The following is a 15,731-nucleotide window of genomic DNA, read 5'->3' on the forward strand; positions in this document are numbered from 1 at the left end:
ACAATTTTTGCCTTTCCTGCACCGGGCCCTAGCCATCACTACCATTTATGGTACTCTACCATTGGTAGTACTCTACCATCGGTAGCCTACTCGCCTTTGAGGGAAAGGATTGTCTGATGAGCCGGATTCTATTTGTTGTAGTTGCCACGTTAGCTGTTGCCAGTCTAAGCGCCTGTGGGTCGATCGGTAAGGGGAAAGCTCCGCCGCCAGTCGCTGAAGAGCCCGCAGCGGCGCCAGTATACAAATAAGCACTTGCTTTAGTCAGGATGTGGAAGGGCCGAATGGCCCTTCCACGACAAGACCCGGACTTTGGTCTGCTTCACAACTTATGGTGCGGCTGCCTGTTTATTGGTATCGGGCATGAACTGGCTTTAGGTCTGCGCTTTTTCGGAGTTCGTGAATAGGATGACGCTCATGAGTGGTCGTCTATTGCTCGTAGTTTCGCTGGCACTGGCGCTGGCGGCGTGTCAGTCGCGCGGAGCTACCGAATCGAGTGTCAGCAATGGTGGAGCAGCCGTCGCAGTTACCTCGGCAACGGTGAAATCACCTCAACAAAGGGCCGCGCGCTACTATATCGAGTTCCGCTCCCGCTACGCCCTTAGCTATGGGCACACCTACGTGATTTTTGGCCGTCTGGACAAATCGGGAAAAGTGGTCGACCGCGAAGTAGCCGGCCTCCACCCGGCTTCAAATAGTGCCGTTCCTTATGTTCTCGGCCACTACATACCAGTACCCGCTGAAACCGGTGAGAGTGACGGCGACCTGGACGACAGGTACAGATCGGCAAGCTGGCGCGTCACACTGAGCGAAGCCGAGTACAATAAAGTTGTCGCTTACATACGCAAGCTGCAAGCCAAATCCCGATTTTGGCAGGCAACGATATATAACTGTAATGCCTTCGTAGGGGAAATCGCGCGCTCCATGGGGTATGAAACACCCGGCATCTGGCTCCGTCCGCAACAATATGTAACCAAGCTTCGAGAGATGAACGGAGGGCCGAATGCGATCGGGTACACCGGGCCTGCAGGTTAGATTTTGAGAGAATCGCTGTTCCTAAGCGGCTCTCAGCCGACAAAGCCTCAAGCATCTTGAGCACGGCTCATGGCGATTCAGATCGCAGAAAAGGCTTTGGTGAAATAGAGTGAACATATCAGTGGGTTCAGTTGGCGAGATCGTATGGGTGCTCGGCATCGTCGCTTGGTATGTCATCCGGTACCCGTTCGAGCCGTCGCGCCAAGCGCGTGCGCGTCGTAAGTGACGTTCGCTCGCGCTCCGAAATCATCGGGCTTGTCTCGGCTCTCTTTGGCCTCGCGATCTTGCCCGGATTTTATGTCGCTACCGGCATACCTGGATCAGCAGACTATGCCGCCAGCGCTTGGGCCGTTGCACTGGGAACGGTCATTTTCGCCTTAGCGCTTTGGGTTTTTCGCAGATCCCATAAGGAATTGGGCCGGAATTGGTCGATCACACTGGAAATTCGCGAGCAGCATAGACTGGTTTCCTCCGGACCGTATGCCTTTGTCCGTCACCCGATGTACACTTCTTTCCTTCTCATGGGGCTCGGTCAAGCCTTTCTGCTGGCCAATTGGGTTGCCGGTCTGGCAGGATTGATCGGCTTTGCAGTCCTTTTTTTCTGCGGGTAAGCAAGGAAGAACGTATGATGCTGGAGAATTTCGGCCCGCAGTACCGTACGTATATGGAGAGGACCAAAAGAATTATCCCTTATATCTATTAGAGGTCATACGATGCGAGGCCGTGCTCTCAAGCTTTCAGCGCCCCGGCGCCTGGTCAACGACCTGATGAGATTTTCGATCGGTGTGCCGCGAGTCACCGTGCAGCGCCAAATGGACCTTGGCTCTCTCTTAAAGGCCAGAAAGGCGCTGCATACCAAGCCCTCCTGGACGGTACTCTTTTTGAAAGGGTACGCGCTTCTCGCTGCGGAAACCCCGGAGCTACGGCGCGCCTACGTAAAGTTTCCTTGGCCCCAGCTTTACGAATATCCCCTCAGCGTTGCCTCAATTGCCCATGAGCGGGAGCATGACGGTGAGCGGGTCGTACTTTTAAGCCTTATCAAGGACCCTGAACACCGATCTGTCGCAGAACTTGAGGCGCTGGTCCAAGCTGCACGGACACGTCCCGTCCTTGAGGTGAAGGAGTTTCGTCGGGCCTTGGGCGTTGCGCGCCTCCCGACACCAATCAGGCGGACGCTGATGTGGCTCGGACTGAACATTGGACGGCAGAGAGCAAACCGTTTCGGCACATTCCAGCTGTCCGTATATTCGGGCCTTGGGGCAGAGTCGCTCAATCCGCTTACGCCTTTGACCACGCTCCTCAATTACGGTCTGATCGGCGATGAAGGGTCGGTGAGGGTCCGCATCCACTATGACCACCGGGTCATGGATGGAGCCAACGTCGCGCGGGCACTGGAGAGGTTCGAAAAAATTCTGAACGGCCCTGTCGCCGACGAGCTGGGCGGGCGGGCTCAAAATGCTACTGTTATTGAAAAGCAGGAAGACCAAACAGGGTGAGTTGCCGAGACGCATTTTTATGGTGAGAACATGTTTGAAAGCGCGATAGTGGATGCGCTCAGGGTTGGCCAAGCGAAAGAAGGGCCCGCTCCATCGAAAACGGCAGCCTCGGGGAAAACGTCATGATTTCGTCAAGTGAGCTCCGTCCGGCTGTCGTCGTGATTGGCGCATCGGGCGGTATTGGACGGGCAATTGCCAGAGTCGCCGCCCGGGAACGCGGGGCGGTGGTGCTTATCGCGCGCTCACCGGGGGGCTTGAGCGCTGCGGCGGTCGAGGTGCGGGAGGCAGGTGGCGAGGCATTCACGCTCGAGCTGGATCTCCTGGCGCGCGATGCGCCGGCGCTTCTCGAAGAGTTTCTATCCGCGCATGGCTTGATCTGCGATGTCTTGGTCAACAGCGCCGGCTACGGCCTGCGAGGCGCAGCGACAGCGCTTCCTATGGATGATCAGCTTGGCATCATTGATCTCAACATTCGCGCCCTTACGGAACTTACGCTGCATTTCCTGCCGGCAATGGTAACACGCGGGCGGGGTGGAGTGCTCAATCTCAGTTCCGTCGCTGGATCTCGTTCCTGGGCCCTACATGGCGTTGTACTACGCCAGTAAGAGTTTCGTTCGATCTTTTTCGGAAGCGCTTCATCAGGAACTGCGCCGCACCGGTGTCACGGTTACATGCGTAGCGCCGGGACCGGTGTCGACAGAGTTTTACGAACGCGCCGGCGCCAAACATGCATCGCTCTTCAGCCTTTTGCCCAAGCTGGATCCACAGGACGTGGCCGAGCACGCATGGCGAGGGTTCAAATCCGGCCGGCGCCTGGTCGTGCCAGGCATCTCGGCAAAGCTGGCAGTTCTTGCCGCAAATTTTTTGCCTGCCGCGATGATGCTGCCCCTGATCGGCCGGCTACAGCGCAGCGGCAATGATCCGTGCCCTTGCGGTTCCGGCAAGAAGTTCAAGAAATGCTGCGGTCGCCGCCTCCGCATGCACTTGCACAGCAACCGTTAGGGTCAGGACCTGTCAATATGGTCGACCCTTAGCCGCTAGTCTGGACGGGATGATCGCGTCAACAAAACGAATGAGGCTGTCCTCGACGCAGCGTTCCACCTTTTCCTGCGGATCGAAACTCCACCAAAGCAGTGAGCCTTGCCATTGCGAAGCCATCAGCAGCCCTATGCCCGGAGGGGTATTCGGCACCCCGGCAAAACAATCTTCAAGAGCACTCGACAATGCAACCTTCCAGCCTGCTCCCCGCGATCGAAGGGCGGGATCGCGGAGATCTTCGCGCAAAACGAGGAGGCCCTCCGCGTAGGACTCGATTCCCCCATAGTCGTTGGAAAGGGCTACCAGGAGTGCGATTGCACCCTCGGCGGTTTTTGGAACGATAGCCGCGAGCGCCACGGTCTTTTCATCCAGTCGATCCCAAGCATAAAGCAATGTCTTTTGCTTGAGTCCAGCGATGTTCTCGAAGCGCTGAACGAGCGTTGCAGGAGAAAGACCGCACGCCTTTGCCAGTCGCGCAAAGGTGAGTGCCTCCGGTCCGTGCTCGTGTATCAGCTGGTGAGCGATCTTCAATACGCTCTCGTCAGATAGCGTTTTAGGTCGAGTCATCTTGACATCCATTTATAACCGAATAATCATTTATATATCATTCCGAGGCCGATACCAGTCCGTTAACGGGAAAGTTCCAACTTTGGGAGAGTTCGATGACGCTTGAAGGAAAAGTCGCTTTGGTTGCCGGCGGAACGCGCGGTGCGGGTCGAGGTATCGCGGTGGAATTGGGAGCCGCCGGCGCAACGGTCTATGTGACTGGCCGGACGACGCACGAGCGCCAATCCGAATATGCACGCCCCGAAACCATTGAGGAAACGGCAGAACTGGTAACATCATCTGGCGGCAAGGGCATTGCCGTTCGGGTTGACCACCTCGTTGCCGATGAGGTCCAAAGGCTGGTTGAGCGCATCCGGGACGAACAGGGTCGTCTTGACGTCCTCGTCAACGATATATGGGGCGGAGAGAAGCTGTTCGAATGGAACAAGCCGGTCTGGGAACACAATCTTCAGAACGGGCTGCGTATGCTGAGACTCGGAATTGATACGCATCTGATCACGGCGCATTATGCGCTCCCTCTGCTGATCGAGCGCCCGGGAGGCCTACTGGTGGAGGTGACGGATGGAACGGCCGAATACAACGCGGATCACTACCGCCTTTCGCCCTTCTATGATCTGGCGAAAGTGTCAGTAAATCGCTTGGCCTGGGCGCACGCCAAAGATCTCGCACCGCATGGCGCTACCTCGGTCTGCGTAACGCCAGGGTGGTTACGTTCGGAAATGATGCTGGAAGCATTTGGCGTGACAGAAGAAAACTGGCGCGATGCGACGGCGAGGATACCGCACTTTGTGATTTCTGAGACACCGAGGTTCGTCGGGCGTGCCGTGGCCGCCCTCGCGTCTGACCCGGATCGCTCGCGCTGGAACGGACAATCACTTTCGAGCGGTGGATTGGCACAGGTCTATGGCTTTACCGACCTTGACGGCTCCCGTCCCGATGCGTGGCGGTATGTTCCGGAGGTGCAAGATGCCGGCAAGCATGCCGACGCTACCGGCTATCGATGATCCACGTCCGATAGCTTGTGGAACTATTCGAGCCGTCCCGCAGTTATCGAGGGCCGGCATCGACGCCGGTTCACGCGCGGAGCCAGATGATGTCAGGCAAATTATTCACTCGCATTGCCAATGAAATCGCATTTGCAGCCGGTAAACCCATTGCCTTCATCCTATGTTGCCTGATCGTCGTCGTGTGGGGTATTAGCGGTCCGATCTTCGGTTTTTCCGACACCTGGCAACTGATCATCAATACCGGCACCACCATCATCACCTTTCTGATGGTCTTCCTCATTCAGAACACCCAAAATCGCGACGGCATTGCGATTCAGGCAAAACTCGATGAGCTCGTACGCGTATCGGAAGCCAAAAACACCTTCATCGGCATCGAGCATCTGACCGAGGAAGAAGTGGAAAAGTTTCGCAAGCAATGCGAAGCAGCGGCCAAGAAGGCGGACAAGGAGCTTGCCCAACGGGCTGCAAAAAAGACGCAGCGCGTCTCTCCATCGAGAACGTCGAGGGCGAAAGCGCGAGCCTGATTGCGGCATAAGTTTGAACGCCCAGATTTCGCCTGATTGACCCATCATTTCGTTGCAAAGCAGCTATGCAAAACTGTCACTGCAAGTTTCGCGAGCCGTTCACTATATCCAGCTCACCGATCGAGAAATGATCCAACAAACAAGAACTTATAGGTGAGTGAAATGAATCTGATCCGCTCTTACAACAACTGGCGCCGCTATCGTGACACCGTCACGGAACTGAACCGCCTGTCTGCACGTGAACTGAATGACCTCGGCATCTCCCGCGGCGATATCTCCTTCGTCGCCAAGAAGGCCGCTTCGGCTCAGTAATCGAAATATGGTTCACGTCCGGGGCTCTCCTCCTCCCAAGCCACGGACGTATAAAGACCGGCACTCCTCCCTCCCAGCCGGTCTTTACAAATAGCACCCACCGCACCTCCTCCCGCGGTGGGTGTTGTTTTTTGAGCAACATCGTTTGCCGCACGGCAGCATTGCGCCCTTCGCCCTTTCCTCGTAACAGTCGGAGACGGACAGTCGGGAGACACTTATGGCGGGCGGTATCCACCACATCACCCTGATCACGCGCAAGGTGCAGGCAAACGTCGACTTTTACGTCGGGTTCCTTGGGCTGCGTCTCGTCAAGAAAACGGGTGGTTTTGAGGACGCGACCCAGCTCCACCTGCTATATGGCGATGCGTCGGGCACACCTGGATCGCTCATTACCTTTCTCGTGTGGGAAGACGGCGCCCCGGGCCGTGTCGGTTATGGGCAGTCCAGTGAGATATCGTTGGCCATCGCCCCCGAGAGCATTGGGTTCTGGTTGACCCGCGCCCTGCAATTCAACATCGCGGCATCAGGCCCTGTCCAGGAATTCGGCGAGCCCGTCCTGCGCCTTTTCGATCCTGACGGTGTCATTGTGAAGCTCGTGGGCTCAGAAAGTGTCCAACCAGGTCATGCATGGAGCAGTGACGGAATTCCTGCAAACGATGCGGTGCGTCGCATCCGGGGTGCAACGGTCCTCACTGAAAAACCCCAGGAAACACGTGCTTTCCTCGAAAGTTATTTCTCATATACCGCCGGCGATCAAAGCGAGACGGTCACAAGAATGGTCTCGGCATCCGGTGATTGTGTCGACGTTCGCGATGCAACGGGCTTCTGGAGCTCCGCACCCGGGACCGGAACTATTGACCACATCGCGTTTCGCGCTGGGGATATTTCCGAAGTAACCGCGACCTATGATCATCTGATATCGAATGGTGCAGATGCGACAGCGATGCATGACCGCAAATATTTCCATTCAATCTATGTGCGCGAGCCCGGCGGTACGCTGTTCGAAATGGCAACGGATGGACCCGGCATGCTGATCGACGAGACCTCGGAGGCGCTCGGCTCCGGATTATTCATCCCGCCACATTTCGCGGAGGAAGCGGAAAATCTGAAAGTCATGCTGCCGCAATTCGGCATGCCCAAGGAAGAACGCTTCATCTATCGCGAGCTTCCGTTCATTCACCGCGTCTACGAGCCAGACCGTCCAGATCGGCAAACCATCGTGCTTCTGCATGGAACTGGCGGCAATGAGGCCAGCCTCATGCCTCTCGCCGCAAAGGTAGCGCCCGATGCAACGCTGATCGGTCTGCGCGGGCGCAGCAATGAAGAAGGCTCGGCCCGCTGGTTTCGGCGTTTTGGGCCACTCAGCTTTGACCAGAAGGATATTCGCTCCGAAGCCGGCGCACTTGCTGCCTTCATCGGGGGCGCGGTAGAGTCTTATGGGCTCGATCTCGACCAAACGATATTTCTCGGCTATTCCAATGGCGCAAATCTGCTTGCAGCAATGATGCAGTTGCATCCGCACCTGGTCCGCAACGCGGTTTTGCTCCGCGCAACGAAAGTTCTGGAAGAAGCGCCAGAAGCTGATCTGAGCGGCACGAGAATTCTTGCCGTCACCGGCGACCACGACCTCTTTGGGGCACACTCGCCCGCGCTCGAAGCGGAATTAAAGAAAGCCGGCGCCGACATTACGACCGCAAGCGTACCTGCAGGGCACGAAACGGGAGCGCATGACATCGAGGTCGTCCGCCAATGGTTGATGTCGAAGACAGGCCAGAATTGATCCAGCCTGTCTTCTGTCATTTCTTATACAAGCGGCTTAAGTCCCGCTTCGATCGAAGCACGCTTGCTCTCAAGGAAGGGCGGCAGCGACAGACCCTCGCCCAGAGTCGCCAGAGGTTCATCGACTGTGAATCCCGGACCGTCCGTCGCGATTTCGAATAGAATGCCATTCGGTTCGCGGAAATACAGCGAACGGAAGTAGTAGCGTTCGACCTCGCCGCTTGACGGCATACGGAACTCCTTCAACCGTTCCGTCCATTCATGCAGCTGTTGCACGTCCGGTGCGCGAAACGCCACATGGTGCACGGCTCCTGCGCCCTGCCTTGCAACAGGAAGGTCTGGTTGAACTGCCACATGCAACTCAGCTGCCGGACCGCCCTCACCCATTGCGAACACGTGAACATGGCCCGCGCCATCCGGAGACGGGTAGGTATTGACGTGACGCATGTTCATTACACGCAGGAGGATAGCCTCGGTATTGGTGATGTCAGGCACGCTGATCGTGATCGGGCCAAGACCGCGGATCTGATGCTCTGCCGGAACAGGGCTTCGGTCCCACGGATAAGATGGCTCGGCGCCGCCATCATTGATCAGACGGAAGCGCTGTCCTTCAGCATCCTCGAAATCGAGCGAATCATAGCCGCCAATCTCCGCAACATCGCCAGATTTCACGCCAAGCTCGACAAATCGGGCTTTCCACCAGTCGAGACTCGACTTGCTTCCAACGCGCAAGCCGGTGCGCGCGATGCTATGCGTGCCACGACGCTCTGGACCAACTGGCCAGTCGAAGAATGTCAGATCGGTGCCTGGGGTCGCTTCGCCATCCGCGTAGAACAGATGGTAGGCGCTTGTATCATCCTGATTGACGGTCTTCTTGACTAGTCGCAAGCCAAGAGTCTGCGTGTAGAAGCGAAGATTTTCCGGCGCATTCGCCGTTATGGCAGTCAGGTGATGAATGCCTGTTAGCTGTAAGGTCATTGAAGCCTCCTGATTTGGTTTGTTGCGGCCTAATCGCCGTTGGGCCCAATATCTGCGCTGCTCCCTCCTCAATAAAGAGCGGTTCTTTGCAACCCACGTTCGATAAAAACGAACAGATGGGTGAACATAGCCTTCCAAATCGCCACTTTGTGCACTATGGTAGAACTATGAAGTGGCGCTTTGACGATCTTCTCACTTTTTTGGATGTGATGGAAACCGGCAGTATCACAGCGACTGCAGCGCGCCTCAATCTATCGAAATCAGTGGTCAGCAAACGCATCTCTGATCTGGAAGGTGCACTTGGCATAGAATTGTTCCAGCGCTCACCGCGAAAACTGCTTGCTTCGGACAATGCTCTCGATTTTGTCGAGCGCGTCAGGCCGCTGGTTCGCGAACTCATGGAGAGCGCCGACAAGGTTGGGGAACGGAACAGTGCCGTTCGCGGTAGTCTGCGTATTGCCGCTCCAATGACATTCGGCACACTCTATCTCGGTCGAATGATCGCGGATTTCGCCCGTCAGTATCCTGATCTGGAAATCGCCGTTGAGTTTGAGGACCGCATGGTAGATTTGGTCCGTGGCGGTTACGATGTCGGCATCCGCATCGGGATCCTTCGGGATTCAAGCCTGATTGCTCGAAAGCTCTGTACAGATGATCGTGTCATTTGCTGTAGTCCGGACTTTGCCGCCGCCAACGGTCTGCCAACGAACATTGACGAATTAAGTTTGTTCGCCTGTATCGACTATTCCAACGTCAACACCAGCCAGTTGTGGCAATTCGAGAATCCGGCCTCCCCGGCCGAGCCGATTTCTGTAGCGATGCACGGACGTATCGTTGCCAATAATGGCGAGGCAATGCGCGATATGGCAATCGCCGGTTTAGGCTTGGTCCTGCTGCCTATGTTTATCGCGGCAGATGCTTTGCGTGCTGGAACCCTTGTTTCCGTCTTGTCTGAGGCCAGGCCGCTTCCCTATAAAATATACGCTGTCTATCCGCCGACACGGCATGTATCGGCGAAGGTGCGTGCCTTCGTCGATCATCTCGTCCGTCACATCGGCGATCCCCCCATCTGGCATATGACAGATATTCTTCGCGCGGAACGCATCTGATTCCGGCCCCCATCCAACCGAATCACCTTTCGCCGTTTGCCTGCCTCACGGGAGTGTAATCCTGACTTTCATAGCCGGTTTCGCAAAAAACCCTGTAAACACTGGGTATAAACCAGCTTTTTGGGCGCTATCCCTGATGACAGGGCGGAAATCGCGTGCCATACAGACGCCTCCGATCAACGAATATACTGAGGAAACCGCCAACATGAATACGTCCGATCTTATCGAGAAGCTCGTTGCTGATCAGGGTCTTACAAAAGTTCAGTCCAAGGCGATTGTTGACAGCGTTCTTAAAGGTATCACCGATTCCGTCGTAGCCGGCGATGAAGTATCGCTGCCAGGTTTCGGCAAGTTCAAGGTACAGTCGCGCGCCGCTCGCGAAGGCCGTAACCCTGCAACCGGCGCAACGATCAAAATCGCCGCTTCGAAGAAGGTTGCCTTCCAGCCTGCAAAGGCTCTGAAGGACGCGCTGAACGGCTGATACCCGTTCGTTGTGAATTCAAAAAAGGGCGGTGCAATGCACCGCCTTTTTTATTGGCCTGATTAGGTCCTGACCCTACCATGGTCTCGCAGCGGCGTTTTCGAACAATTGCCATAAATCCGCCCTGTCTTTGTTGCAGGAGACGTTTGCGTGATTGAGCAATTTGCGCAAGTGCGGTAAGGCTTTATCAACTATAGCGGATGCATTTATGAACTTGCGGGTGCCAAATCCGCGCGATTTGGACCTTGGCGAATGAGATTGGCAAACCGGTAGTAGCTGCAGCGATGAAAATACCAACACATATTCTTGCGCCATTGATGCTCACTCTGTTCCTTGCGGCATGCCAGGGTTCGTCGATCGACGACCTTTCTCCGAATGGCGCCGGAACGCAGCTGCCCGAGAAGCTCGTCAAGAGCATGAAAGCAAAGGGCATGAGCACGACCTCGCCCGTCATGTTCAGAATATTCAAGGAGGAGAACGTCCTTGAAGTATGGAAGCGCAAGGACAATGGCCGTTACGACATGGTCACGAGCTACCAGATCTGCAAATGGTCCGGCAAGCTTGGTCCAAAGTTTATCGAGGGGGGATCGCCAGGCGCCGGAAGGCTTCTATGCAGTGCGCCCTGCGCAAATGAACCCGAAATCAAGCTACTATCTGTCGTTCAACACCGGTTTTCCCAATGCCCTGGACCGTACGCTGGGTCGCACCGGGGCCAATCTTATGGTGCACGGCGCCTGCTCGTCGTCGGGGTGCTATTCGATGACCGATGGGCAAGTTGCACAGATTTATGCTTTCGCACGCGATGCCTTCAAGGGCGGTCAGGAGTCGATCCAGCTTGAGGCCTTTCCCTTCCGCATGACGGCCGCCAATATGGCGCGGTATCGCGATGATCCCAACTACGCTTTCTGGAAGAACCTGAAGGAGGGCTATGATCACTTCGAAATCACGAAGGTGCCGCCGAAGGTGGATGTGTGCGAGAAGAAATATGTCTTCAATCATACCTCTGATCCCAATGCGCCAATTGCTGCAACAAGCGCTTGCCCGCCCGCCGATCAGCCCGAATCATTGAAAATGGCCTACCAGTCCTACCAGTCCAGCTACGAGACAGCGTTCTCATCCATGGTAGGCAAGGGCAGGATCCAGCCGCCGAGCCGCTCCATTCAAGGTCTTACCGAGGCAAAGATCATTGCGGACTGGAGCGCTCGTCGTGCCCGTGGTGAGCGCGTTACGCAGGAGCCGCCTTCCCTGTCACCGCAAGACAAGGATGCGGCGTCGAAGCCGCAGGTCATGGTTCGGCTTGCTTCAGCAGTTGCAGCGGACAAGGCAAAGGAAGAGCGCGAAGCTTCCAAAAGGTCTCGCATGACGAGAATGACGGCTTCGGCCGCGCCAATGTCCATCCCCACCACGACCCCTGCACCTGCCGTTCAGCAGCCGGCATCAGCTCCGCAAACCACGGCAGCTCTGACATCAGGCGCGCCCGCGGCCGCGGCCGAACAGCCAGCCCCTGCCAAAAAGGCCTGGTGGAAGATAATTGGCAACTAGACTGCAGAAAGAGCACTGTATGGATGCCGAGCTTTACAATCTTCGCGGTCTGAATTGTCCGTTGCCCGTTCTGAAAACGCGTAGGAAACTGCAGGACATGGTGGCGGGCAGCCGGTTATGGGTCGAGACGAGCGACCCTCTCGCTGTGATCGACATGCCGAATTTTTGCCTGACCGACGGCCACCGGCTGATTGAAACCCTTAGTCTCGCCGGCGGACACCGCTTTCACATCGAGCGCGGCTGATTCACCCTAGTTTCACACCAGAAATTGCCAAAGGGTTGTGGAACAATGCTGTGCGATCTGGCGTGTCGATCTGCGGCTGCTGCCCCAGAAATGCATTGAAGAGCTGCGTTACGTAACTCTCCGGCAAATCCTTGACTATCATGACAAGCCGGGTCTCGCGGATACCATTCGGCCAGGCAGCAAGCCGTGCGGGCGGGTGAAAGATCTGTTGCACGCCGTGAATGACCAACGGGCGCTCCGGATCATCCGCCAATTGCACGATGCCTTTGACCCGCAGCAGTTTCTCACCATGCGCCGAGCGCAACAGGTCGAGAAACATATCAAAGCTGGATAGCGGCACCGGCGCGTCATGCTTCAGCGAGAATGAGCGTATCGACGCATCGTGCCGGTTGACATCGTGATGATGGTGGCCGTGATGATGGTGATCGTGGTCATGCGCGTGGTGATGGTGATCGATATCACCGCGTTCGTGCTCGCGATAGGCTTCGGCTCTCAGCCAGCGCTGCACGTCAACTGTCTTTGTCTCGGGATTGTAGACGCCGCACTCGAACAGTGCCGCATAGCCGGTACGCCGGTCACCGACGTCGACGAGATCGGCACCGGGATTGAGCGCGGACAGACGCGCCCGCAGCGCGGGAAGGCCCTGCTTGGCTCCCGGCAAATCCGTTTTTGTAATGACGATGCGATCAGCAACAGCGGCCTGTTTGACCGACTCCTCATGCCCATCGAGCGTCGCCATGCCGTTGATCGCATCAACCGTTGTGATGACGCCGTCGACACGAAATGCCTGAATCAACACCGGATGTCCCATGATGGCGTGCAGAACCGGCGCCGGGTCAGCGAGTCCGGTGGTCTCAATGATTACCCGTTTCAGACGTTGCAATTTGCCCGTCTGCAGCCGGTCAATCAGATCGGCCAGCGTGTCCACCAGTTCGCCTCGCACTGTACAGCACAGGCAGCCATCGGAGAGTTCGATAATGCCCTCGCTGGCTTTCTCAACAAGCAGATGATCGATACCGACATCGCCAAATTCGTTGATGATAACGGCCGTGTCCGCGAGAGCCGGATCCTTTAGCAGCCGGTTGAGCAATGTAGTTTTTCCCGAGCCCAGAAAGCCCGTCAACACAGAGACTGGAATGGGAGCGTCGACCACTAGTTTACCGCCTTCAATGCACTGCTGGCGTCGGTCAGGGATGAACGGTCCGGCCTCGGCATCGGAATCGGTATCCGGTTCATTTCCATTCCAAGGGAATTGATCTTGGCGGGCAGCAATGCCACCTTTTCCACGGCCGGTTCATGATCCATCCGGTTCATGTAGGGCGAACCTTGAACGATATGCCCTTCCAAATCTTTCCCGTCCCACGTATCGGACCCCGAAACTTCCTTCGGACAGACCGTGGGACGCATGTTGACCGCCACATCCCGGGTCGGCGCACCATAGGGCCGCAGCGCGTCGATCGTTGTGCCGGTATCACGGGTGTCGAAGCCCTTGGCAAGCAACTCTGCAGCCTTTGTCGCGCGTGTCGTCAGCTTTAGTTCGCCGAATACGACCGTAACAATCGTCCTGCCGTTGCGGGTCGCAGAACCAATGAGATTATAGCCGGACGGGCAGACAAAGCCGGTCTTCATGCCGTCGGCGCCCTGGAAGCGGCCAATCAGCGCGTTCAGATCCGGTTGGGGCTTCTTGCCGCCATAGTCGATGGCCTCAATGTCAAAGTAGTGCGCATATTGCGGAAATTCGCGGCGCAGCTGCAGCGTTAATATCGCCATGTCCCGTGCCGTCGTATAGTGATCATCCGAATGAAGCCCATTGGGATTGACGAAGTGTGAGCCATACATGCCAAGGCGCCTGGCTTCCTCATTCATCAGCATCGAAAATTTGTCAGCCGAGCCGCCCAAAGTCTCGCCAACTGCCATTGCGATATCATTGGTAGATTTCACGAGCATGATTTTCAATGCATTATCGAGGGTGAGTTCGGAACCAACTTTGTATCCCATCTTGCTCGGCGGTTGTTTGGCAGCAAGAGCGGTGATCTTTATCGGTGTATCGAGTGTAACTTGTCCAGACTCAATCATGCGGAACGCAACATAGGCCGTCATCAATTTGGTCGTCGACGCGGGATACCAGCGCTGGAAAGCATCTTCTTGCGACAGGATTTCGCCGTTACCGACGTCTACCGTAATGTTCGCACCGGCAAGCGCCGCCGGTAGACCTGCAATTGTCGATATCACGCAGCTCGAAAGAAAGAGTGCTACAGTTTTCCGCATTCCTGAAATCCGACCTGTCTGTATAAAGAACCTGGAAAGGCATTAAGCCGCGCTTCACGCCGGGCGGCAATGCCTTTATCTATCTTATGTGGCAGGCAAAAGGCAAAACACCTTTATTCTGTTCACCGAATTGTTAGGCTTGGATTGGAGTTGGTTTCGAAATGCCTTTGCTCAATCGCGCGATCGAAATGCAAGACGAAGTTTCCGGATGGCGGCGCCATCTGCATCAGAATCCGGAATTGATGTTCGATGTGCATGAGACAGCCCGGTTTGTCACTGACAAACTTCGCCAGTTCGGTTGTGACGTCGTCGAAACCGGTATTGGCCGGACCGGCGTCGTCGGCATCATACGCGGACGCCACGGCGAGGGCCAGACAGTCGGCCTTCGCTCCGACATGGATGCCCTGCCATTGACGGAAGTCACTGGCAAGCCCTGGGCCTCCCATATAACCGGCGCGATGCACGCCTGCGGTCATGATGGTCACACGGCAATGCTATTGGGCGCCGCGCAATACCTGGCACAGACACGCAAATTCAAGGGGTCTGTCGCCGTGATCTTCCAGCCTGCCGAAGAAGGTGGCGGCGGTGGCCGCGAAATGGTTGCGGACGGCCTGATGGAACGCTTTTCCATCTCGGAAATCTATGGGATGCACAATATCCCCGGCCTGCCGATCGGCGAGTTTGCCATTCGCAAAGGGCCGATCATGGCTGCCACTGACGAGTTCACGATAACGGTGGAAGGACGGGGCGGGCATGCGGCACAGCCGCACCGGACAATCGATCCGGTTGTCATTGGTGCCCAGGTGGTCAACGCGCTACAAACAATCGTCTCTCGAGGCACGGATCCACTGGATTCTGTCGTTCTCTCCGTCACCAGGTTTCACTCCGGTGACGCCCATAACATCATCCCGCAGAGGGCTGAGCTTGCCGGCACCGTCCGCACCCTGCGCCCGGAAATGCGTGATTTTGCCGAACGGCGCTTGATCGAAGTTTCCGAAGGTGTCGCGGGCGCACTGGGGGCGAGCGCAACTGTCCACTATACGCGCAACTACCCGGTGACATTCAACCACAGTCGTGAGACGGACTTTGCGGCACAAACGGCTCGGAACGTTGCTGGAATTAACGCAGTCAACGACGAGGTCGCGCCAATGATGGCGGGCGAGGATTTCTCCTATATGCTGGAAGCACGCCCCGGCGCTTTCATCTTCATCGGCAATGGAGACACCGCATCACTGCACAATCCCGCCTACGATTTCAACGATGACGCGATCCCGCACGGTATCAGCTACTGGGTTCAATTGGCGGAAAGCGCACTGCCGCCCTCGTCCTGACTGTGGGCAAAACGCAGAAATTT

General features: G+C 56.4%; 15 protein-coding genes and 3 pseudogenes. 14 read left to right on the forward strand and 4 right to left on the reverse strand.

Translation table 11 applies throughout. The features are described from left to right. Positions 1 to 116: 116 nt before the first annotated feature. From N8E89_RS04450 to N8E89_RS04470, 5 genes and pseudogenes are all read left to right on the forward strand, one after another. Positions 117 to 248: an ABC transporter gene (locus N8E89_RS04450; RefSeq protein ID WP_106666958.1), complete on the forward strand. Its 132-nt coding sequence runs from the start codon at positions 117 to 119 to the stop codon at positions 246 to 248. Positions 249 to 405: 157 nt separating this feature from the next. Then, the gene (locus N8E89_RS04455; protein WP_106666959.1) at positions 406 to 1,032 is read left to right on the forward strand and encodes a hypothetical protein; all 627 of its coding nucleotides are present in this window, start codon (positions 406 to 408) and stop codon (positions 1,030 to 1,032) included. A 115-nt stretch (positions 1,033 to 1,147) separates the two neighbouring features. Continuing rightward, positions 1,148 to 1,735, forward strand: a pseudogene (locus tag N8E89_RS04460) (protein-S-isoprenylcysteine O-methyltransferase). A gap of 10 nt (positions 1,736 to 1,745) precedes the next feature. Continuing rightward, positions 1,746 to 2,528, forward strand: coding sequence for a 2-oxo acid dehydrogenase subunit E2 (locus N8E89_RS04465; protein WP_262261239.1), 783 nt, complete (start codon positions 1,746 to 1,748; stop codon positions 2,526 to 2,528). A 122-nt stretch (positions 2,529 to 2,650) separates the two neighbouring features. Continuing rightward, positions 2,651 to 3,530, forward strand: a pseudogene (locus tag N8E89_RS04470) (SDR family NAD(P)-dependent oxidoreductase). 12 nt (positions 3,531 to 3,542) lie between these two features. On the opposite strand, the gene N8E89_RS04475 reads toward N8E89_RS04470, so the two are convergent. Continuing rightward, on the reverse strand, positions 3,543 to 4,133 hold the full coding sequence (locus N8E89_RS04475) for a TetR family transcriptional regulator (RefSeq protein ID WP_262261240.1): 591 nt from the start codon (positions 4,131 to 4,133) through the stop codon (positions 3,543 to 3,545). Between the two features lie 95 nt (positions 4,134 to 4,228). On the opposite strand from N8E89_RS04475, the gene N8E89_RS04480 reads away from it, so the two are divergent. The 4 genes from N8E89_RS04480 (at position 4,229) to N8E89_RS04495 (ending at position 7,756) form a co-directional block, all read left to right on the forward strand. Then, entirely contained in the window at positions 4,229 to 5,137 is a 909-nt protein-coding gene (locus tag N8E89_RS04480; RefSeq protein WP_106666962.1) for an SDR family oxidoreductase, read from the forward strand. Positions 5,138 to 5,226: 89 nt separating this feature from the next. After that, the gene (locus N8E89_RS04485) at positions 5,227 to 5,664 is read left to right on the forward strand and encodes a low affinity iron permease family protein (protein WP_106666963.1); all 438 of its coding nucleotides are present in this window, start codon (positions 5,227 to 5,229) and stop codon (positions 5,662 to 5,664) included. A gap of 162 nt (positions 5,665 to 5,826) precedes the next feature. Further along, a complete protein-coding gene (locus N8E89_RS04490; RefSeq protein ID WP_106666964.1) occupies positions 5,827 to 5,976 on the forward strand; it encodes a DUF1127 domain-containing protein in 150 nt (49 codons plus the stop codon). Between the two features lie 217 nt (positions 5,977 to 6,193). Further along, on the forward strand, positions 6,194 to 7,756 hold the full coding sequence (locus N8E89_RS04495) for a VOC family protein (protein ID WP_262261242.1): 1,563 nt from the start codon (positions 6,194 to 6,196) through the stop codon (positions 7,754 to 7,756). Between the two features lie 23 nt (positions 7,757 to 7,779). On the opposite strand, the gene N8E89_RS04500 is transcribed toward N8E89_RS04495, so the two are convergent. Further along, the gene (locus N8E89_RS04500; RefSeq protein WP_113172222.1) at positions 7,780 to 8,733 is read right to left on the reverse strand and encodes a ring-cleaving dioxygenase; all 954 of its coding nucleotides are present in this window, start codon (positions 8,731 to 8,733) and stop codon (positions 7,780 to 7,782) included. A gap of 167 nt (positions 8,734 to 8,900) precedes the next feature. On the opposite strand from N8E89_RS04500, the gene N8E89_RS04505 reads away from it, so the two are divergent. The 4 genes and pseudogenes from N8E89_RS04505 to N8E89_RS04520 all read left to right on the forward strand — a co-directional run bounded on the left by N8E89_RS04505 (position 8,901) and on the right by N8E89_RS04520 (position 12,109). Continuing rightward, positions 8,901 to 9,842, forward strand: coding sequence for a LysR family transcriptional regulator (locus N8E89_RS04505; RefSeq protein WP_113172223.1), 942 nt, complete (start codon positions 8,901 to 8,903; stop codon positions 9,840 to 9,842). Between the two features lie 205 nt (positions 9,843 to 10,047). Beyond that, the gene (locus tag N8E89_RS04510) at positions 10,048 to 10,323 is read left to right on the forward strand and encodes an HU family DNA-binding protein (protein ID WP_099997835.1); all 276 of its coding nucleotides are present in this window, start codon (positions 10,048 to 10,050) and stop codon (positions 10,321 to 10,323) included. A gap of 284 nt (positions 10,324 to 10,607) precedes the next feature. Continuing rightward, a pseudogene (locus N8E89_RS04515) lies at positions 10,608 to 11,865 on the forward strand (hypothetical protein). Between the two features lie 19 nt (positions 11,866 to 11,884). Beyond that, positions 11,885 to 12,109, forward strand: a complete 225-nt coding sequence (locus N8E89_RS04520) for a sulfurtransferase TusA family protein (protein ID WP_106666969.1) — start codon at positions 11,885 to 11,887, stop codon at positions 12,107 to 12,109. Between the two features lies 1 nt (position 12,110). On the opposite strand, the gene N8E89_RS04525 is transcribed toward N8E89_RS04520, so the two are convergent. Then, positions 12,111 to 13,262: a CobW family GTP-binding protein gene (locus tag N8E89_RS04525; RefSeq protein WP_262261244.1), complete on the reverse strand. Its 1,152-nt coding sequence runs from the start codon at positions 13,260 to 13,262 to the stop codon at positions 12,111 to 12,113. After that, complete coding sequence (locus tag N8E89_RS04530; protein ID WP_262261245.1) at positions 13,262 to 14,377, reverse strand: D-alanyl-D-alanine carboxypeptidase family protein; 1,116 nt, start codon at positions 14,375 to 14,377, stop codon at positions 13,262 to 13,264. The genes N8E89_RS04525 and N8E89_RS04530 overlap by 1 nt, the downstream gene beginning before the upstream one ends. 161 nt (positions 14,378 to 14,538) lie before the next feature. Between N8E89_RS04530 and N8E89_RS04535 the strand changes: the two genes are divergently transcribed. After that, on the forward strand, positions 14,539 to 15,708 hold the full coding sequence (locus tag N8E89_RS04535) for a M20 aminoacylase family protein (RefSeq protein WP_262261246.1): 1,170 nt from the start codon (positions 14,539 to 14,541) through the stop codon (positions 15,706 to 15,708). Positions 15,709 to 15,731 lie beyond the last annotated feature (23 nt).

It is taken from the genome of Phyllobacterium sp. A18/5-2 (assembly GCF_025452215.1).
Taxonomy (GTDB): Bacteria; Pseudomonadota; Alphaproteobacteria; order Rhizobiales; family Rhizobiaceae; genus Phyllobacterium; species Phyllobacterium sophorae.